Source organism: Pararhizobium sp. (assembly GCF_965279435.1).
In the GTDB taxonomy this organism is placed as follows: Bacteria; Pseudomonadota; Alphaproteobacteria; order Rhizobiales; family Rhizobiaceae; genus Pararhizobium.
Window position 1 is genome coordinate 4021093 of record NZ_CBDIHY010000003.1, and the last position, 20444, is coordinate 4041536.

Below are 20444 nucleotides of genomic sequence, written 5' to 3' on the forward strand. Positions count from 1 at the left end.
TGCAATTCAGAGGTAATCAGCAGCTTACTAAAAAGCCTATTGCGGTCGTACGCCCGGCAATGCTTCAAAATTCAGCCCCTGCTGCGGGGTCTGGATGACCGGCTGCTGCCCGGCTGGTTGCTGTTGCGTGCCGCCCTGCGGTGGAGTGAGTTCCTCGCCCCTGATCACACCACCGGTCGGATCGAACGGCAGCAGATTTTGGCTTTTCTGTTCCTCGGCTTTTCGAGCGGCCGCTTCGGCGGCCTTGGCGGCTGCCGCTTCCTGTGCTGCCGTCTTTTCAGCGAGTACCTTTGCATCAGCCTCTGCCTTTTGCCTCACCGCCTCCTTGGCAGCCAGTTCGCGCCGGCGCTGCTCTTCGACAGCCCGAAGCCGTGCCGCCTCGCGCTCCACCGCATTGGCCTTGTAGAGTGCCACTTCACGGCGCAGCCGCTGCTTTTCAAGCACGTTTGCCTGCAGCGTCTCGACACGGCGGCGCTCGCGTTCGAAAGCCCGGAGCGACAGGAAATTCGACAGATCGGTGGCATCAAACGTAATGCCCGGCGAAGGCAGGATCCCGGCATAGTCAAGGCTCACCTGCGCCTCCGCGCCGGTGAGCGCGTCCTCGCCGGGGCGGAAATCGACCGTGAGCCCGGCCGTCATCCGTTCGTCGGGAAAGCTGACTTCCAGATTTCCCGACAGCCCGGCTGTGGCATCACCCGCCGTGACATTTTGGGCCCGCAAGGTGCCACCTGCAACATTGAACGGCACCGTCACCGTGCCCAAAGCCGTCTGCCCTGAAAGCACGGCCTTCTCGGCCAGCGGCGTTACCGAAGCCGGCGTAATATCACCCTCGATCCTATCTGCCGCTGCCATGATATCCGAGAGCGCGGCGCTGTTCAGACCATGGACGATCGTGTCGCGCAGCGTTGCACTTCCCGACCCGCTCGCCGATTCCGCCATGGCCCGTGCGGTCTTGCCGGAGGCCTCGAGCGCCAGCGTCAGATCGAATTTCCCCTCGGCAACAGCCGCACCACCGGTTTTCCACACGGCTGCGGCGAGATCGCCATCCTTGAGGTTAAGCCGCGTCTGGAAGAAGCCGGAGCCGTCGCCGTTACCGAGCAGCAAGCGGCCATCGATCTTGCCGCCCAGCCAGCTACCGGCAATCGTATCGATCGAAATCTGGTCGCCCTTCCAGGCGAGTTTGCCGGACATGTCGGAAACAGCCCCGTAGACACCCGGCCAGAATCGTTTGGCGGAGATATCGACGGCCACGTCAAGCCCGCTCCAGGCCGGTTGGACCACGGGCAGATCTGACAGATCGCCGCTTGCCGTATCCTGCACGGTGCCAAGGATACCCTCGCCCACCCAAGCCATATCCAGCGTGTCGAGCGCAATCTGGCCGGTCGCCTTGCCCGGCGTTTTCCGGTCGATCGCAAACGTACCGGAAAATGCGTTGCCATCCGCCTTGCCATCGATCGCCGACAGGGTCACCGCATCGGCCGTCGTTGCGATATCCGCCTTCAGCGCCAGCGGCAGGCCGGTGCCCATCTGCGGCAGACCAACCCCCTGCAGCAGCAGGAACGGCTCGAAATCCTGGCTTTCGAGAGAAATTTTCGATTGACCGGACAGAAAATTATCGCGCGACAGGTCGATGTCGCCGTTGGCCGACAATGACGTCCGCGCCGTCGTGAACGTTAGCCCGGCATTGGCTTTCTGGCCATCACCGCCCTGCAGCTTTATCGACAGGATGGCATTCTCATCCGCATCGAACGGCAGGGGATCAAAACCAACCTGGCCGAGCAGTACCGGCGTCGACGGGTTTTCCATCGTGGCTTCCAAAAGAATGCCCTGTCCGGAAAGCGCCTGCGCGATATCGGGTGCCTGATAGTTGGCGGCGATCTTGGTGCCATTGGCCGAGCCGATAATGCCGAACGTCACCGGCGCCTTGCCATCCTGGCTGCCGGCAGAGAGCGTCAGGTCCAATGCCGCATTGCTGTAATAGGGGCCGCTCTTCACCAGCCGCTCCAACGCCGGATGCACTTCGGCATGGCGCTCGATCATCTTCAGGAACGGGGTCAGGTCCGGCGATGCCAGCTTCATCTTGGCGGAAATCACCGGCGCGGTCATTTCGCCGCTCATCCGGCCCGACAACGCAAGCTGCGTGCCTGCAATATCGCCGATCGACACGCGTTCGGCCTGTAACTGGCCGTTCTTCAGTGTCGCTACCAGCTGCACGTCGCTGGCATCCTCGCCGAAAGCGGAGAACGTGTCGGCCGAAAGGTCCGCCGCGATCGTGTGCGACAGCAGCGTCGCGGTGGAGGCGTCGCCGGCCACCAGACCGGCCAGCGCCTGCAGCGCTTCAAGATCGATGCTGTTGCCGTTGAGCTGCAAGGACAGGTTCGGTGGCGCACCCTCCGGTGCCTGCCGCTCGATACGGCCGCGCAGGACAGCAGGCCCCGCTGCCACCTCGAGCCGCTCGAACTGCTGCAAGGTATCGGTGAGGTTCACCGTCGCCGAAAACCCCGCCGTCTTCAATTTGCGGATTGCTGGATCGACAGAGCCTGCAAGCCAGGTTGCCAGCCCCGAAGGCTGGTTGGACGCGACCAGCATCTCGCCGCGAAAGGCGCGCACGCCTGTCAGCTGCAGCCGCCCCTTGGCCTCGAATTGCGTGCGGCCGGGCAGTTGACCAACGGCATTGTCGACCATCCAGCCTGCCCCGTCGGGCCGCAGATCAAGACGCACGTCACGCACGGTCGTATCGCCGATGACGATGGCCGGCAGTTTGAGGCTCGCCCGTCCCGGCACCTGAGGGATCGGAATATCGGCTGCGATCGCCATGATCGCCGCAAGTCTCTGCCGCACGGATATAGCCGGGTCGCGGCCGGTCTTGCCGGCAGCGCCCGCATTGCCGATGCGGCTGACATCGATCTGCTGGCCATCGGCCAGAAGCAGGAATTCCTGCTCCTTGCCGGTATCGAGCGTCGCCTCGCCCGTCACCAGATACGGATCGTCCTTGGGGCCGATTTCCAGCCGGTAATCAGGCACGCGAATGCGTTCATTGGTCAGCTCGAAACCGCCGGTCACCCGCAATGCGGCTGACTTGTCCTGGGTCTTCTGCGCTTCCGCCGGCTTGTTTTCCGTCAAGGTGAACTTACCCTGATAGACCGGCTTGAAATCGACGATCTTCAGGTCACCGTCGAGCTCGACGCCAAACGGCCGTTTGTCGGGCGTCAGCCGCGAGCGAAGACCGAGCGAGCCGGTGTCGTCGGCCTCGCTGCTCGAAAAGGCAAAGCTGCCCGCTTCGCCGTCAAGCGCCGCACGGCCTTCCACCTTCCACGGACCGGCCAGCGAGCGGGCCGAGAGGTCAGCTTCAAGTCCGGTGACGCGCCGGGTCCGGCCCGTCTGCTCATCGATGAAATCGATCTGGCCACCGGTGATGGCGACATTTTCAAGGATCACGGTTTTGGCGGGGATAGAAGCCTTGCGTCCGCGCGCCCAATCGAGCGTACCATCCGGCAATAGGCGGATTTTCGCCTTGGGTTTTTCCAGCCGCATGTCGAAGATCAATGCTTCGCCGGAGAGAAACGGCGCAAGCTCGGCATCCATCGAGAAACGCTCGACCTGGATCAGCGGTTCGCCTGTTTCGGACTGGCCGACACGCACATCATTGAGGGTGACTGACGGAAAGGGAATGAGGCGGGCATCGACGCTACCGTGAACGACCACGGGCTTGCCCATGATCCGGGTTGCCTCGCGTTCAAAATCCTTACGGAAGTCGGTCCAGTCCACGAACAGCGGAGCAATCAGCGCGGCAAACAACGCCACAACCAAAAGACCACCAACAAAAACCAGAATTCGCGAAAGCACCAGTTGAAAGCCCTATCCCATTCGACCGCCGAAGATAGCGCCCTTTTGGGCGTCTACCACTCCTTACCATCCACCCAGCATTTTCACATGGCAAAAATCTTGCCGGGATTGAAGATATTGCCGGGATCGAGCGCCCGCTTCACCTGCCGCATCAGATCCAGCGCATCGCCGAGTTCATCCTGAAGAAACGGCATCTTGCCCTGACCGATACCGTGCTCGCCGGTGCAGGTTCCGTCCATATCCAGCGCCCGCCTGTTGAGCCGCGCGACAAAGGCTTCCGCCTTGGCAATATCGGCGTCGTCCTTGTCGTCGAAGAGCAAGCCGACATGGAAATTGCCGTCACCGGCATGCCCGACGATCGGCGCGATCAGGCCGTGGGCGGCAATATCCTCGTGGGTCGCCTCGACGCAGTCTGCAAGCCGCGAGATCGGCACGCAGACATCGGTGGACAGGATTGCCAGTCCTGGCGCGAGACTCTTCTGCGCCCAATAGGCATTGTGCCGCGCCTTCCACAAGGCGTTGCGCTCCTCGGTATTGGCGGTCCACTGGAATTGCGAACTGCCGAACTCTGCCGCGATCTCGGCAAACTGCTTGGATTGCAAGGCGACGCTCTCGGCATTTCCATGGAACTCGACGAACAATGTCGGTGCTTCCGGAAAGGTCAGTCCTGAATAGGCATTACTCGCCTTCATCTGCACGGCATCGAGCAGTTCGATACGCGCCACCGGTATGCCCGACTGGATCGTCAGGATCACCGTGTTGCAGGCATCCCCAACCGAGGGAAACGAGCACACGCCGCCGGCGATCAGTTCTGGAATGCCCTGCAGCTTGAGCGTGATCGATGTCAGGATGCCGAGCGTGCCTTCAGCCCCGACGAACAGACGGGTGAGATCATAACCGGCCGACGATTTCTTCGCACGATGCGCCGTGCGGATTTCCTTGGCGCCGGCCGTGACGGCAGTCACCGCCAGCACATTGTCTTTCATCGTGCCGTAGCGCACGGCATTGGTGCCCGAAGCCCGTGTGGATGCCATACCGCCGATCGAGGCATTGGCGCCGGGATCGATCGGAAAAAACAGGCCGGTATCGCGCAGATAGACGTTCAACGCTTCCCGTGTGATCCCCGGCTGCACCGTGCAGTCGAAGTCACTGGCATTGACCTGCAGCACCTTGTCCATCCGGCTCATATCGACGCTGATGCCGCCATGCGGCGCGTTGACATGGCCTTCCAGCGACGAGCCGGTGCCAAAGGCGATTAGCGGGACGCCGTGTTCGCTGGCAATGGCGACGATCTCTTCAACCTCGCCCGAACTCTCCGGAAAAACCACGCCGTCAGGGAGCTGTGCCGGAATATACGTGGTCGTATGGGCATGTTGGGCGCGAATGGCGTGTCCAGTCTGGAAACGATCACCGAACCGCGCGCTCATCAACCGCAAAGCCGCTTTGATACCGGTTTCGTTGCGGATACCCGCCTTGATCGCCTTCAGCGCCATATCTCTTCCCCGAGCGACTGCTCAACATCGCGGAAATTCTTAGATTTCAACGCGCTACTGTGCAAATCGGAATCACTTTGTCCAGAACCTCATCCGTTCCCTAACGGGTTTAGCAAAGAATTGCGACGAAGTGAGACAGTCCGGACACAGGGAAGAAATAGCCTATGCAGCGGCAGCGGGAACGACAGAGAAAGTGGCGGCGAACACTTGCTCAGCCGCCGAACGCCTATTCCGCAGCTTGCGGCAGTTGCAACGTCTCGGCATGCTGCATCTCGGTCTGCAGCCGCCGCTCCTCATCCACATGCGGTTTGGTAAAGCGGCCAATGACCAGATAGGCGACGGGCGTCAGGTAGAGCGTCACGACGGTTGCAAGCCCGAGACCACCGACCAGCACCCAGCCAAGGGCGATACGTGCCTCGGCACCGGCGCCGCTTGCCAGGACCAGCGGCACGGCGCCGACAATGGTGGCGATCATCGTCATCATCACCGGCCGCAGCCGGATATTGGCTGCATTCTCGATTGCCGAGCGCAGATCCTCGCCACGGTCACGCAGCTGGTTGGCAAATTCGACGATCAGAATGCCGTTCTTCGCCATGATGCCGACCAGCAGCACCAGCCCGATCTGGCTGTAGATGTTCAGCGTATTTCCGGTGAGCAGCATGGCGAACACGGCGCAGGCAAGGCCCAGCGGCACGGTCGACATGATGATCAGGCCGCTGATCAGGCTTTCGAACTGCGCAGCCAACACCAGGAAGATGATGACGAGCGCAAAGCCGAAGGTCACGAACATGCCATTGGCATTTTCGTCCAGGGTCGCGGCTTCCGCCAGCGGCACGACACGCGAGCCCGGCGGCAACAACGGTTCGGCCATCTGCTCGACCATGGTCAGCGCATCGCCAAGCGCGATACCGGAGGTCAGTCCCGCCGATAGCGATACCGAGCGAAGCTGCTGCTCGCGCGACAATTGCGGCGCAACGGCTTTTTCCTCGACCGTGGCAATGGTCGACATCGGCACGATCTTGCCGTCGCCGGTCTTCAGGAAGATGTTCTGCAGGTCGGTCGGATCGTTGACCGGATTGGTCGTCGACAACAGCTTGACCGGATAGGATTCGCCATCGACATAGACGTCGAGCACGCTGTTGCCATCGAGCATGGCCTGCAGCGCCGCCGACAGGCCGACAATATCGATGCCGAGATCGGATGCCCTTTCGCGGTCGATGGTCACCGACAGCTGCGCCTGATTAGCCTCATAATTCAGCCGGACGTTTTCGAAGCGGCCGCTGTCCTCCATCTGCCGCACCAGCTTGGCGGCGGCATCGCCGAGTTTGGCATAGTCGTTGCCAACCAGCGCCACCTGCAAGCCGTTGCCGGCACCACGGATGCCAAGGCTGTTCGGCTGGATCGGGAAGGCGCGGATCGAGGGAATATTGGCGGTTATCTTGGTGATATCGGCCGAAATCTGCTGCTGCGTGCGATCACGGTCGCCCCAGGGCGCCAGCGTCAGAACCATGAAGCCGGTATTCACCGATCCGCCCTGACCGGAGACGGAAAAGACATTGGCAATCTCTCCCTTGTCGACCAACGGCTTCAGGCCGTCCTCGACCCGGCGCATCTGGGCCTGGGTATATTCCAGCGACACGCCCTGTGGCGCCTGGATCCGCACCATGATGCGGGACCGGTCCTCGGTCGGCGTCAGCTCGGATTTGAGCAGCGTGAAGGCGCCGCCCCCGGCAGCCGTCACCATGATGGCGACCATGAAGACGATCAGCGGTGAATTGAGGCAGGCCCGCAGTGTACGCTTGTAGAATGCGGCCGCGAAGGCGCCGATCCGGCCCATGAAGCCAGTATGGCCACGGTTTTCGGCATGCGGCTTCAGCATCCGCGATGCCAGCATCGGGCACAGCGTCAGCGACACGAAGGCGGACAGGAGAATGGCAAAGGCCAGCACGAAGCCGAACTCGCGGAACAGGCCGCCTGTCTGTCCCGGCAGGAATGACAGCGGCACAAACACGGCCGCAAGCGTCGCCGTGGTGGCGATGACGGCGAAGAACACTTCGAGCGTACCGTGCACGGCGGCAGCACGCGGCCCCATGCCCTCGCCTCGCCGCCGCACGATGTTTTCGAGCACCACGATTGCGTCGTCAACCACCAGACCCGTTGCCAGAACGATGGCGAGAAGCGTCAGAATGTTGATCGAAAAACCGGCCAGATAGATTGCAGCACATGTGCCGATCAGGGCGATCGGCATGGTCAGCGTTGGAATGAGCGTCGCCCGCCAGTCGAGCAGGAACATGTAGATGACCAAAGTCACGATGATCACCGACGCGACCAGCGCGATCTCAACTTCGTGGATTGCGCCTTCGATGAACACGGCGTCATCGCTGGTGACCTTGAGCTGCGTTCCCGCCGGCAGGATTTCGGCAATGGTGGTCACGGCCTTCTTCACGCCCTCGGAAATATCCAGCGTATTGGACTGCGCCTGGCGGATGATGCCAAGGCCGATGCCCTGACGGCCGTCCGAGCGGAGCGACGACGTTCCGATATCCGGGCCGAGCGTCACCGTGGCGATATCGCCGAGACGGACATTGTTGCCGAGGATAAGGTTTTCAAACTGTTCCGGCGTCTGCAGGTCGGCGGTGGCACGCACCGAAATGTCTTGGTTGGCACTGGTGAGCGACCCCGCCGGCACATCGAGCGATGCGCTGGCAAGGCCTGAGCGCAGATTGGCGACCGTCAGGCCACGGCTGGCCAACTTCGACTGGTTGATGTCGATGCGGAAAATCTTTTCCTGATCGCCGTTGATTTGCACGTCGGCGACACCCTCGACGGCGGCCAGACGGTCGGTGATCTCGTTTTCGGCCAGAAGCGTCAGGTCTTCCATCGACAACGTGTCCGACGTCAATGCCAGGCGCATGATCGGCTGGCTGTCGGCATCGGCCTTGACGATGCGCGGCTCGTCGGCGTCCTCCGGCAACTGGTTGCTCACCCGGCCGAGCGCATCGCGGATATCGTTGGAAGCCTGACCGATATCGGTCGTATCGGAAAACTGCAGCGTCACGCGGCTCTGGGCATATTGCGAGGTCGAGGAAATGTCCTTGATACCCTGCACGCGCGAGACGGCGCCCTCGATCACCGAGGTCAGTTCGCGGTCCACCGTTTCCGGCGAAGCACCGTCAAACTGGGTGTTGACCGAGACCACCGGCTGATCCACCTGCGGCAATTCGCGTATCTCGATACCGTTCAGCGCGGCAAGACCCGCGACGATGATCAGCGTATTGACGACAAGCGCAAAGATCGGCCGGCGGATGAAAAGTGCGGTAAAACCGGCGGTGCGGCCGACACCATGATGCCCGGAACCGCCGCTCATTTCGCCGCCTCCGCTTCGGAAACCTTCTGTTCCTGATCGGCCTGCTGCGGCTTTTTCTTTTCTTTGCCCGTTTCTCCAGCAAGGCGGACGGCCCCGCCATCACGCAGCCGCTGCACGCCCTCGATTACCACGGCATCGCCCTTGGCGAGCTTTGCGTCGACCAGCACCTTGTCTGAATTGCGCTGGATGATCTTGACCGGAACCCGTTGTGACTTCTCATTTTCAACACGCCAGACGAACGAGCCGTCGGCGCTCCACTGGATCGCCAGCGGGTTCACCGTCGGATAGGTGTCACCGGGGAAGCGCACGGAAACGGAAAACGACATGCCGGCCCGCAGGGTATCGTCTGGATTGTCGATCCGCGCTCGGACCCGCAGCGTCCGGCTGGCCTGGTCCACACGGTTGTCGATGGCATCGATGACGCCGGAAAGCTCCGAAGTCGGCAGCGCGATGGCGGTGGCTGAAATATCCTGACCGACCGAAACCTTGGTGGAAAACCGCTCCGGCACCCAGAAATCGACAAGAATCTGCGAGCGATCGTCAACCACGGCGATTGGCGTCGAAGTGGTGACGTAGTCCCCCGGATGGGCGGTGATGATGCCGACAATACCGCCGGATGGAGCGGCGATATCACGGCGTTTCAGGTCCAGTTCCGCCGTCTGCAGCGCCAGCTCGGCGGCCTGCATGGCAAATTCGGCTTCCCGCAGGATGGCGACCGAGACGGCATTGCCGAGCTTGCGATTGCGCTCGACTTTTTCGCGGGCACTGTCGAGAGCGACCTTGGCCTGTGCAGCAGCAATCTTCTGCTCGTCGCTGTCGAGCTTGGCGATGACCTGCCCCTTCTCGATGCGGTCGCCGGATTTCACCAGAATTTCCGTCAGATTACCGGTCGCAAGCGGCGTGACGCTGACCGACAGGATGGCTTCGCCGGTACCGATGGCATTCAGCCGGTCGTTGACAACAGCGGTGTCAGCTGGCTGCGTGACGACAAGCGGCGCACCGCCACCTTGGCCACGTCCGCCTTGGGTTTGGGCGCCCTGGGTCTGGCCGCCCTGCCCTTGTGCTTCACCCTGCTTGGCGGCATCCGCCGGTTTTGAGGCAAAGGCCAGCAGCTGCTCCGGTACACCGACTTTGGCCAGCACCGCACTGGCACCCGGCACGAAGCGAACCCAGACACCAAGGCCGACGGCAAGAATGACCAGGCAGATCAAAAGCTGCTTCCAAAGCCGCATGCAAAACTCCAATTGAATCAGCGGGTTTCGGCCACTCTGGCGCGCGAACCCCGTTATTGCGGCAACTATCCCTTTTTGCTGCACTGCAGGCAATGCTAGAATGCCTTCATTACGCAATTGTAACAAAAGCCCTTTTGGGTCCCGCGAGCCCCTCCCGGCGCTCGACAAGATGCTGTGCTGCCCATAGCTTCAGCGGATCGGAGGACCCCATGAGCACTATCGCAAAACACCCGGACCCGGAAAGCAATCCCCGCGTCAAAGCCGTCTTCGACGACATCCGCGCGACGCGCAAATCCGACTTCATCAACAATATGTGGCACTATCTCGCCTTTGATGCCGATCTGCTCGAAACGACCTGGGCCGAGGTCAAAGCGGTGATGGCGACGCCGTCGGCGCTCGATCCGCTCGTCAAGGAAATGCTGTATATCGCCGTTTCCGTTACCAACGGCTGCGGCTATTGTGCGCATTCGCATACGGCAGCCGCCAAAGCCAAGGGCATGACGGCTGAACAGCATGCCGACCTGCTGCGCGTCATCGCGCTTGCCGCCAAGACCAACCAGCTGGCGACAGCCCTGCAGCTTCCCGTCGATCCAGTCTTCGATGCCGATCATCGGCCCTGATCGGGGCTAAAAAGCGGTTGTCTCCACAAGCAAGCTGGACATTCTGGAATAAAAGCAGAACGGAATTCTGGCCTTTCGGCTCCGAATCACTACATTGAGCCGCATGAGCAATGGTTTTGACGATATTCCGTTCTTCGATGAGGAACCGGCACCGCGCCCGCAGCGTGGTCTGAGCCCGCAGCCGGCACCGCCTGCGCCCACCGGCGGCATCGCTGCGCGCGCCATGGCAGCCCGCGACCAGCACCGTATTCCCGACTATCTCTCCGGCCTCAACCCGGAGCAGCGCGAAGCCGTGGAAGCGCTCGATGGCCCGGTTCTGGTGCTCGCCGGCGCCGGTACCGGCAAGACCCGCGTGCTCACCACCCGCATCGCCCATATCCTGGCGTCAGGCCGCGCCTTTCCTTCGCAGATACTCGCCGTGACCTTTACCAATAAGGCGGCCCGCGAGATGAAGGAGCGCGTCGGTGTTCTCGTCGGCGGCGCCGTCGAAGGCATGCCATGGATGGGCACATTCCACTCGATCGGCGTCAAGCTCCTGCGCCGCCATGCCGAACTGGTCGGGTTGAAATCCTCCTTCACCATTCTCGACACCGACGACGTGGTGCGCCTCGTCAAGCAGCTGATCCAGGCCGATGGCATCGACGACAAGCGCTGGCCGGCCAAGCAGTTCGCCCAGATGATCGACGGCTGGAAGAACAAGGGCCTTGGCCCCGCCGAAATTCCCGAGGGTGACGCCCGTGCCTTTGCCAATGGCAAGGGCCGCGAACTCTATGCCGCCTATCAGGCCCGGCTGATGACGCTGAATGCCTGCGATTTTGGCGATCTGCTCTTGCACCCGATCCGCATGTTTCGCGTCAATCCGGATGTCCTGCGCGAATACCACGACAAATTCCGCTTCATCCTCGTCGACGAATACCAGGACACCAACACCGCTCAGTACATGTGGTTGCGCCTGCTTGCCCAGCGGCCGAAGGGCGTGCTGCAGAATGTCTGCTGCGTCGGCGACGACGACCAGTCGATCTACGGCTGGCGCGGCGCCGAGGTCGACAACATCCTGCGCTTCGAGAAGGATTTTCCCGGCGCCAAGGTGATCAAGCTCGAACGCAACTACCGCTCCACCGAGCATATCCTTGGTGCTGCCGGCCATCTCATCGCCCATAACGAGGGCCGTCTCGGCAAGACGCTGTTCACCGACCGCGTCGATCCCAACGACGACAAGGTGCAGGTGCACGCCGCCTGGGATTCGGAAGAGGAAGCCCGCGCCGTCGGCGAAGAGATCGAACAGCTGCAGCGCACCCAGCATCCGCTGAACAATATGGCGATCCTGGTGCGCGCCTCCTTCCAGATGCGCGAGTTCGAAGACCGGTTCGTCACGCTCGGCCTCAATTACCGCGTCATCGGCGGCCCGCGCTTCTACGAGCGCTTGGAAGTCCGCGACGCGCTGGCCTATTTCCGCCTCGTCTGCCAGCCGGCCGACGACCTCGCCTTCGAGCGCATCGTCAATACGCCGAAGCGTGGCCTTGGTGACACCACAGTGCGCGCCCTGCACGACTATGCCCGAAAGCGCGATATCCCGATGCTGGCAGCCTCGGCCGATATCATCGAAACCGACGAGATGAAGCCAAAACCGCGCAAGTCGCTGTTCGATGTCGTCTCGATGTTCCAGCGCTGGCAGGGGCTACTCGAAAACACACCGCATACCGAGCTTGCCGAGACCATTATCGAAGAGTCCGGCTATACGGACATGTGGAAGAACGACAAATCAGCCGAAGCGCCGGGCCGGCTGGAAAACCTGAAGGAACTGATCCGCTCGATGGAACAGTTCGAGAGCATGCGCGGCTTCCTCGAACACATCGCGCTGGTGATGGATGTCGAGCAGAATGCCGAGCTTGACGCCGTCTCGATCATGACGCTGCATTCGGCCAAGGGCCTCGAATTCGAGACCGTCTTCCTGCCCGGCTGGGAGGAAGGGCTGTTTCCGCACCAGCGGGCGCTCGACGAGGGCGGCCGTTCGGGGCTCGAGGAAGAACGGCGGCTTGCCTATGTCGGTTTGACACGGGCAAAACGCCGCTGCCACATCTGGTTCGTCTCCAACCGCCGCATCCACGGCCTTTGGCAGTCGACCCTGCCCTCACGCTTCCTCGACGAACTGCCCACCGCCCATGTCGAAGTCTCGGAAGCCGAACAATCCTATGGCGGCTACAATCGCGGCGGCTACGGCCAGTCACGCTTCGACAAGCAGGAGCCGTTCGCCAATACCTATTCCACCCCCGGCTGGAAACGCGCCCAGGCCAACAAGACCGACGCCACCCGCGACAACTGGGGCAACCGCTCCGGCGTCTCGATCGAGCGCATCGGCTACGGCGAATCAGGCCCCAAGGCCCGCACCATCGACGGCGAACTGATCGCCAAGTCCAAGATCGACGAACCCTCGAAATTCACCGTCGGCGACCGGGTGTTTCATATCAAATTCGGAAACGGAAATATTGCCGGGATCGAGGGCAACAAGCTGACGATCGACTTTGACCGGGCGGGACAGAAGCGCGTGCTCGACGGGTTTGTGGAGAAGGTGTGACCGGGTAGGTTTGGGAGTGGATCCTCGGGCTTGTCCCACTGCTGTCCGGTTTAAAATCCCAACCCGCTCAAGGTCATCTGTCCTGTGTCGTTTGATGGGCTGGGTGGTGGCTTTGTGAGGCTGTCGGTTCGGCGGCGATGCATGAGATTGGCGCGCACGAGGCGGGCGAAGGCGAGCGGACTCTGGACGTTTGTCTGATCGGCCTGGGCCATGCGCAACAGCAGATAGGCGATGAGGGCGGCGGCAATCTGGATACGGACCGCGTTCTCGCTATTGCCGAGAAAATGCCGGATCTTTAGCGTCTGCTTGACCCAGCGGAAGAACAGTTCGATCGCCCAACGGCGCTTGTAGAGATCGGCGATCTCGTCCGCTGGCGCATCGAGATCGTTGGTGAGCAACCGCAAAACCTTGCCTGTTTGTGTCCTGACACTGATCTCGCGCACGGGATCGCCAAACGGGTTCTTGCGGTTTTTCGCCTGGCGGGCTGGCAACAGGCCGATGCGGTCGGACAGGATGGTGCCGTTGCTGTTGAGCGGTTGTTCGCGCGTTACGGCCAGCGGCGTATGCGACTTGAACCGCGTGACGATCCGGCATCCGGCCTTGTCCATTCTGGCCCACCAGCCGAAATCATAATAGCCGAGATCGAAGACATAGGTGGCGCCCGCTTCGATCGGCATGACCTTGGCTGCGGTGATGTCATTGACATTGGCAGGCGTCACCGCCGCGTAGATCGGCCGTTCGGCCAGCGCATCATAGACGATATGGACCTTGGCACCGCAGGCCTGATGGGAAAACCGCGCCCAGTCGCTTCCCGCTCCACTCAGGCGGACCCCAGTCGCGTCGATCAGATAGGTGGCCTCACCGGCCGCCCGGCGCAGGCCGCGTCCTGCCCTTGCCACCAGTTCAGCAAACAGGCCGGCAAACACCGCGCTTGAACGCTTCGCATTGGCGTCGGCAAGCGTCGAGCGCGAGGCCGGACGCGCACCGAGATGGTAAAGACGCGCCGCATGACTTTCCAAACCGCCGGCGATCTCGCGCAAACTCACCGCACCGGCCAATTGGCCGTACAAAAGGGCGATCAACTGTGTCCGCGTCGAGAGCCGCCGAACATGTTTGTCGGCCCCATGTTCCTCCACAAGCCTGTCAAAAGCCGACCATGGAACGCGCTTCAAAAGATCATGAAAGACGCTATTGTGATGCCGCACAGGGTTGCTCCTCCTTCGTGTTCGAGATCGTCGCCAAACGCTTGAATACGAGTAGAATCAACACCGTGCACCATGTCTACAAAATTTAAACCGGACAGCAGTGGGCTTGACCCGAGGATCCACATCGGCAGGGCTCAATGCAAAATCACCCGACCCTTCCGGTCAAGGCCCCCAAATCAGCCCCGCCCCGCCTAATGCCCACTCACCCGCCCCGGCTGCGCCGTGATCGGCACCTCGGTACCCTTCGCATCAAACAGCTTGCCGCCCTGAAAATAGTCGCCGTCGTGTAACTCCGAAATGTCCTGATAACGCAGGCTCCGTTCCGTTCCCGCCACGAACACCGACTGCTGGTCGGAATTGCCCGTCCTGAAATGATTGAACAGCAGGTTGAGCGAGATCGCCATGATCGCCGAGGACGAGATGCCGGAATGGAAGATCGTCTCGAACCAGGCCGGGAACTGATGGTAGAATTGCGGTGCGGCGATCGGGATCATGCCGAAGCCGAGCGAGGTGGCAACGATGATCAGGTTCATGTTGTTGGCGTAATCGACCTTCGACAGCGACCGTATCCCGCTGGCCGCCACCGTGCCGAACAACACGATGCCGGCGCCGCCGAGAACCGATGGCGGAATGGCGGCGATCACCCGTCCCATCACCGGCAAGAGACCGAGCGTCACCAGGATCAGGCCACCGGCCGCCACGACATAACGGCTTTTCACCCCTGTCACCGCCACCAGACCGACATTCTGGGCAAAGGCGCTCTGCGTGAACGAACCGAACACAGGTGCGAACAGGCTCGACAGCATGTCGGCACGCAAGCCATTGCCGAGCCGTTTGGAATCCACCTTGGTCTCGATGATCTCACCGACGGCGAGAATATCGGCCGAGGTTTCGACAAGAATGACCATCACGACGATCAGCATCGAGATCACAGCCGCCAGATGAAACACCGGCAGACCGAAGTGAAATACCGACGGCAGGGCCATCAACGGCCCCTCGCCGACCTTGGAAAAATCAGCCATGCCGAAGAACACGGCGGCGATGGTGCCGATGATCATCGCCAGCAGGATGGAAAGCCTGGAAATCGAGGCACTGCCGAGTTTGCTGAGCAACAGCACGATGATCAGCGTCAGCGCCGCAAGGCCGATATTCGACATGCTGCCGAAATCAGGCGCGTTGCGATTGCCACCCATCGCCCAGTTGGCCGCCACCGGCATCAGCGTCAGCCCGATCGTGGTAATGACGATACCGTTGACCAGCGGCGGAAAGAATTTTGTCACCCGTGACAGCACCGGCGTGATCAGCAGGCCGACAAACGACGCCACCATGACGGCGCCAAGCACTGCCGGCAGTCCGCCCGCCTCGCCGCCGCCGCTCAAGATCGCAACGATCGTCGCGACGCTGGCGAAGGACACGCCCTGAACCAAGGGCAGCTGGCAGCCGAAGAACGGCACGCCGATCGTCTGCAGCAACGTCGCAAGGCCGCCGGCAAACAGCGACGCGGTGATCAGAAGGCCGATTTCGGCCGGTGAAAGACCGGCTGCCTGACCGACGATCAGCGGCACGGCGACAATGCCGCCATACATGGTTAGCACATGCTGCAGGCCATAGACCACAGTCGCGCCTGCCCCCAGCCGCTCGTCTTCCGGCCTCATAACAGGTGCAGTCTCAATATTCCTCTGCAGCAAAACCACTCCTCCCAGAACATGTTCATGCTTCCATGCATTTCTCCCGAACGCATGTCGTCAAACCATAGCGGGCATACGATTTTTGACTGTATGCGTTTTTTTTGAAAGTGTTTTTGCGTTTGGGAGTGAACGGCCCTGCCCGATCGGCGGTTTTTGCGTGCGCCGGATGGGTTTGGAGAACCCCTCCGGATCGGCAGGAGCAAGCCCTATGCCAGGTCCTGCACGTCGCCTAAAATCAGTTTTGCTGCCGACACCGTCATGTTGCGGCCACCGGCCTTGGCGTTCAGAAGCGCCGCATCAGCCCGCGTCAGCAATGTCGGCACCGTGCCTCCGGCAGGAGACGACGCCACGCCGATGGACACGGCAACCGAGCCGAGAATCCGGCCGCGATGCGACAAAGGCGCAGTCGCGATCTTGGTCCGAAGCGTCTCGGCAAACTCGAACCCGGCGGCTTCCGTCATGCCCGGCAACAACACGGTAAACTCCTCGCCGCCGAAGCGGTAGGCACTCCCAGCTTCACCCACCATGTCGATGACGATCTGCGCCACATATTGCATGACCACATCGCCGGCATCATGGCCGAATTCGTCGTTGAAACGCTTGAAATGATCGATGTCGATCATCAGGCAGACGAGCAGACGTGTCGCCTCCTCGCGGGCATGTTTGTTCAGGGTCTCGTCCAGCCAGCGCCGGTTGTACAGTCCGGTCAGCGCATCACGCACGGCAAGATGGGTGAGTTTTTCGCGCAATTGCAGATTGGCAACCGCAAGACCGATATTCTCGGCAATCAGCTCCAGATAGAGGCGCGAGGTCTCGACATCCGTCATCGCCTCGGAACGCTCCTCGAAATAGAGCAGCCCGATCGTATCGCCCTGCGCCGTCAAGGGCACGCAAAGACCGGCGACATTGCTTTCGTCGAGATGCTGGCAGGCAATGTCGCTGTGGCCGCGATTGCTCAGATGCGGCCGGCCGCGCCGCAGCCCCCAGCAGGCACTGGAGGCAAAGGACGCCGCCGATTGCTGCGGATCGAGCCAGCTTCCGACAGTCGACAGCAATGTCCGGCTTTCGTTGAGGACATAGAGATGGCCGGCAAGGTTGGGAAATATCTGCGGTGCAAACCGCGCCACGACATCGGCCAGTTCGCTCTGCGTCTGGCAGGCCTGCAGCCGGTGCATCATCTGCAGGATCAGATCCTTGGTCTGCTGATCGAGCCGACGCTCGGCATCCAGTCGATCACGCTCCAGACCATTGGCGCGAAAAATATGGATGGCTTCGTTCATCTCGCCGATCTCGTCGCGCCGCTGGTCCAGCGGAACATCCACGGCATAATCCTGCTTGGCCAGCCGCGTGACGATACCGGTCATGCGCATCAGCGGCATGGCGATGCGCCGCCTGAGAACGAAATAAAGGACACCGAGGAAAAGAGCTGCCGTCAGCCCCAGCATCGTCTTGGCGACCACGCCGAACCAATCGCTTCGCAACCGCGCATCGTTGAGCGCATCCCCGGTCCGGGCAGCGGTCAGATCACGAAACCGCCCGACACTATCCAGCAGATCCGTCTGCAGCCGCTCATGTTCGCCACCAAACAGTGCCTGCTGTGCCGCCGCCCGGTCACCGTTCTGATAGGTCTCGATTGCAACGGCCTCGATCTTGTCCAGCGCCTCGGCATCCTGCTCGACCTCTGCAAGGGCTGTCAGTTCAGCAGCTGAAGCGCCCTGCGCCTTGGCGTCCTTGATGGCGGCCTCACGCCGGCGCTCCTCGCCTTCCTTGCCATGGAAAGCGTCCAGATGGCGTTCCTCGCCGCGCATGACGTACAGACGGGCCTCGTCGCTTCGCTCCTCGGCGCCAAGTGCCAGTTCCTCGGACAGTGTATCGAATGCCAGATGCTGTTCGACAGCCCGGCGTTCCTCATTGGCGCTGTTGGTCGACAGGATGAACGCGCCACCCGAAAGCACGGTCAGGACGACTGTAACGCCGTAGGCCCAATTCGTGATCGCATTGATTCGCATGAAAACCGCCCCCAGAGAGTGTAGACGGGATTAAAGCACGGTGCCTGCGGTGGCAATTCCCCAACCTTGTTGGGACCCCCGCGAGAGCCTGAAACGGCTCTCTTCCTTGTGTCAGAAAGAGGCATGCACCCGTCCCTCAGGGGGCCGGCACACGTCTTTTCCCGATCCGCATCGTCTGTGCTAGGCTGGATCGGGCCCTAGAAACGGATGGCGTAGTGATGACACGCGCGCAGCAAGTTGGCGTCGTTGTCGGTCTGGTGATCGTCGCAGCCCTCACATTCCTGCGGGCAAGCGATCCACAACTGATGAAGCAGGCGCGCGAAGTGGCGTTCGATGAATATCAACGCCTGGCGCCGCGCACGTTTCAGGATCTGCCGGTGCGCGTGGTCGATATCGACGAAGCCTCGCTTCGGGAGCTCGGCCAATGGCCCTGGCCGAGGGACCGCATGGCCAGACTGGTGGACAGGCTATCGCAGATGGGGGCATCGGCGATCGCATTCGACATCCTGTTTTCGGAGCCCGACCGGCTTTCGCCGCGCACCGTCGTTCGCGATGTCGCAGGCATTGATCCGTCGCTGCTTGAGCGCTTGCCAGACAATGACGAAATCTTCGCACGATCGATCACCGGCAAGCCAGTCGTGCTGGGGTTTGCACTTTCAAACGAGGGAACCGACCGGCCCGATATCAAGGCCGGATTTGCCTTTACGGGCGAACCGCCCTTTCACGCGCCGCCCCGCATTCAAAGCGCGACGCCCCTTCGTCCCCAGCTTGAAGCCGCAGCCGCCGGCCTCGGGCATATCAGCCTCAATCCGGGCGATCCGTCAGCTGTTGTGCGCACCGTTCCACTCTTGCTGAGCGACGGTGAGCAACTCTATCCCAACCTTGCTCTGGAGGCGTTGCGCGTCGCGCAGGGTGCATCCACCTATGTGCTCGCCGATGCGCCCGACGTGCGGGATACCATCACGATGATCAAGATCGGCGCATTCGTCGTCCCAGTGACATCGGCCGGAGAACTCTGGCTCTACGTCAGTCCCGACAGGGCGGACAGGTACATTTCGGCACGGACGATCCTCGCGGAAGATGGTACTGCATCCGGAACAGACGCAGCTATCCAGGGAAGCATCGTCTTCATCGGCACGTCAGCCGCCGGGCTTCAGGACATCCGCACGACAGCCCTGGGCGAAAACGTCCCCGGTGTTTCGCTTCAGGCCCAGATCGTCGAACAAATCCTGTCCGGACAGTTTCTATCGCGGCCCGATTGGGCCGATGGACTTGAAATCCTGTCTATCGCGGTGGCGGGCACTTTGCTGGTATTCCTGACCACCTTCGTCAGTCCTGCTGTCGCGCTGGCCTGCGGCCTGTCGATCACGGCGCTGGCACTTGCCGCATCCTGGATCGCTTTTCTCTATGGCGGCTTGCTCTTCGACCCGCTGGCGCCGATCGTTAGCGGGTCCATCACGCATTTCGCAGCAACCGCATTCCGCTTTCTGGTGATTGACCGGGAGCGCCGGGAAGTCCGGTTGGCCTTTGGTCACTACCTTTCGCCGTCGCTGCTCTATCGCATCGAGCATACCCAAAACGCCCTACGTCTTGGCGGTGACGACCGGGAATTGACGGTGATGTTCGTCGATGTGCGAAATTTCACCGAGATCAGCGAACGGCTGACGCCGGCCGAAGTGGTCGGCTTCCTCAACACCTTTCTCGATGCGCTAAGCCGCCACGTCATCGCCAACGAAGGCACGCTCGACAAGTTCATCGGCGATTCGATCATGGCCTTTTGGAACGCACCCGTCGATGTCGCCGATCACCCGGCCAAGGCGGTGCATGCGGCACTGGCTATGCGGGAGACGCTTGCCAACCTCAATGCGAAAGACGCCTTCGGATTTGGACCCGCAAACACCGTGGGCATCGGCATCGGCATCCATACCGGGCTGGCCTGCGTCGGAAATATGGGTGCGGAAACCCATTTCAACTATTCCGCTGTCGGCGATACCGTCAACGTTGCGGCGCGGATCGAGACAGCTTGCAAGGATGTCTGTTTCGATATCCTCGTCTCAGAGAGCACCGCGAACCGCGCACCGCAATATGCTCTGCTGGAAGCGGGCGCTTTGCCACTCAAGGGCAAGAGCACAAGGACCCGCACCTTCGCCGTCATTGGAGATGACAGTATCGCCGTCTCGGCGGAATTTCGCGATTTGAAAAAACTCCACGCTCAGACGATCGACGCCCTCGCCTCCAGGTCGCGGGCGGCACGAAAACTTCTTCTGGCTGCAAAATCGAAGGCGGCCGAACTGCCGGTCAATCTGACAGAGTTCTATCGCCGCATCTCGCGCAGGACGGAACATTTTTCGCACGTTTCGGCTCAAAAAGAGGACAAGCCAGCCGATTGACGTAGATTATGTTCGGAAA

At 61.4% G+C, this 20444-nt stretch carries 10 protein-coding genes; 3 read left to right on the forward strand and 7 right to left on the reverse strand.

Annotated features, from left to right (window positions below):
- Window positions 1-36: 36 nt before the first annotated feature.
- From ACQY8Q_RS25350 to ACQY8Q_RS25365, 4 genes are all read right to left on the reverse strand, one after another.
- Window positions 37-3846, reverse strand: coding sequence for an AsmA family protein (locus tag ACQY8Q_RS25350; RefSeq protein WP_428429228.1), 3810 nt, complete (start codon window positions 3844-3846; stop codon window positions 37-39).
- Window positions 3847-3929: 83 nt separating this feature from the next.
- On the reverse strand, window positions 3930-5339 hold the full coding sequence (locus ACQY8Q_RS25355; RefSeq protein ID WP_428429229.1) for an FAD-binding oxidoreductase: 1410 nt from the start codon (window positions 5337-5339) through the stop codon (window positions 3930-3932).
- A gap of 226 nt (window positions 5340-5565) precedes the next feature.
- Window positions 5566-8706: an efflux RND transporter permease subunit gene (locus ACQY8Q_RS25360; protein ID WP_428429230.1), complete on the reverse strand. Its 3141-nt coding sequence runs from the start codon at window positions 8704-8706 to the stop codon at window positions 5566-5568.
- The gene (locus tag ACQY8Q_RS25365) at window positions 8703-9938 is read right to left on the reverse strand and encodes an efflux RND transporter periplasmic adaptor subunit (RefSeq protein WP_428429231.1); all 1236 of its coding nucleotides are present in this window, start codon (window positions 9936-9938) and stop codon (window positions 8703-8705) included. The genes ACQY8Q_RS25360 and ACQY8Q_RS25365 overlap by 4 nt, the downstream gene beginning before the upstream one ends.
- A gap of 209 nt (window positions 9939-10147) precedes the next feature.
- On the opposite strand from ACQY8Q_RS25365, the gene ACQY8Q_RS25370 reads away from it, so the two are divergent.
- Together ACQY8Q_RS25370 and ACQY8Q_RS25375 are read left to right on the forward strand one after the other, a co-directional pair.
- Window positions 10148-10558: a carboxymuconolactone decarboxylase family protein gene (locus tag ACQY8Q_RS25370; protein WP_428429232.1), complete on the forward strand. Its 411-nt coding sequence runs from the start codon at window positions 10148-10150 to the stop codon at window positions 10556-10558.
- A 103-nt stretch (window positions 10559-10661) separates the two neighbouring features.
- Entirely contained in the window at window positions 10662-13133 is a 2472-nt protein-coding gene (locus ACQY8Q_RS25375) for an ATP-dependent helicase (protein WP_428429233.1), read from the forward strand.
- 50 nt (window positions 13134-13183) lie between these two features.
- On the opposite strand, the gene ACQY8Q_RS25380 is transcribed toward ACQY8Q_RS25375, so the two are convergent.
- The 3 genes from ACQY8Q_RS25380 to ACQY8Q_RS25390 all read right to left on the reverse strand — a co-directional run bounded on the left by ACQY8Q_RS25380 (window position 13184) and on the right by ACQY8Q_RS25390 (window position 18035).
- On the reverse strand, window positions 13184-14338 hold the full coding sequence (locus ACQY8Q_RS25380) for an IS4 family transposase (RefSeq protein WP_428423764.1): 1155 nt from the start codon (window positions 14336-14338) through the stop codon (window positions 13184-13186).
- A gap of 191 nt (window positions 14339-14529) precedes the next feature.
- Window positions 14530-15993 (reverse strand): nucleobase:cation symporter-2 family protein, encoded by a 1464-nt coding sequence (locus tag ACQY8Q_RS25385; protein WP_428429235.1) that lies wholly within the window; start codon window positions 15991-15993, stop codon window positions 14530-14532.
- A gap of 239 nt (window positions 15994-16232) precedes the next feature.
- A complete protein-coding gene (locus ACQY8Q_RS25390; protein ID WP_428429236.1) occupies window positions 16233-18035 on the reverse strand; it encodes a diguanylate cyclase in 1803 nt (600 codons plus the stop codon).
- Window positions 18036-18253: 218 nt separating this feature from the next.
- Between ACQY8Q_RS25390 and ACQY8Q_RS25395 the strand changes: the two genes are divergently transcribed.
- Window positions 18254-20425 (forward strand): CHASE2 domain-containing protein, encoded by a 2172-nt coding sequence (locus tag ACQY8Q_RS25395; RefSeq protein WP_428429237.1) that lies wholly within the window; start codon window positions 18254-18256, stop codon window positions 20423-20425.
- The last annotated feature ends 19 nt before the right edge of the window (window positions 20426-20444 follow it).

Coding starts and splice junctions, on each gene's coding strand:
- ACQY8Q_RS25385 (WP_428429235.1), bottom strand. CDS start 15,993: ATGAGGCCGGAAGACGAGCGGCTGGGGGCAGGCGCGACTGTGGTCTAT.
- ACQY8Q_RS25370 (WP_428429232.1), top strand. CDS start 10,148: ATGAGCACTATCGCAAAACACCCGGACCCGGAAAGCAATCCCCGCGTC.
- ACQY8Q_RS25360 (WP_428429230.1), bottom strand. CDS start 8,706: ATGAGCGGCGGTTCCGGGCATCATGGTGTCGGCCGCACCGCCGGTTTT.
- ACQY8Q_RS25390 (WP_428429236.1), bottom strand. CDS start 18,035: ATGCGAATCAATGCGATCACGAATTGGGCCTACGGCGTTACAGTCGTC.
- ACQY8Q_RS25355 (WP_428429229.1), bottom strand. CDS start 5,339: ATGGCGCTGAAGGCGATCAAGGCGGGTATCCGCAACGAAACCGGTATC.
- ACQY8Q_RS25375 (WP_428429233.1), top strand. CDS start 10,662: ATGAGCAATGGTTTTGACGATATTCCGTTCTTCGATGAGGAACCGGCA.
- ACQY8Q_RS25395 (WP_428429237.1), top strand. CDS start 18,254: ATGACACGCGCGCAGCAAGTTGGCGTCGTTGTCGGTCTGGTGATCGTC.
- ACQY8Q_RS25365 (WP_428429231.1), bottom strand. CDS start 9,938: ATGCGGCTTTGGAAGCAGCTTTTGATCTGCCTGGTCATTCTTGCCGTC.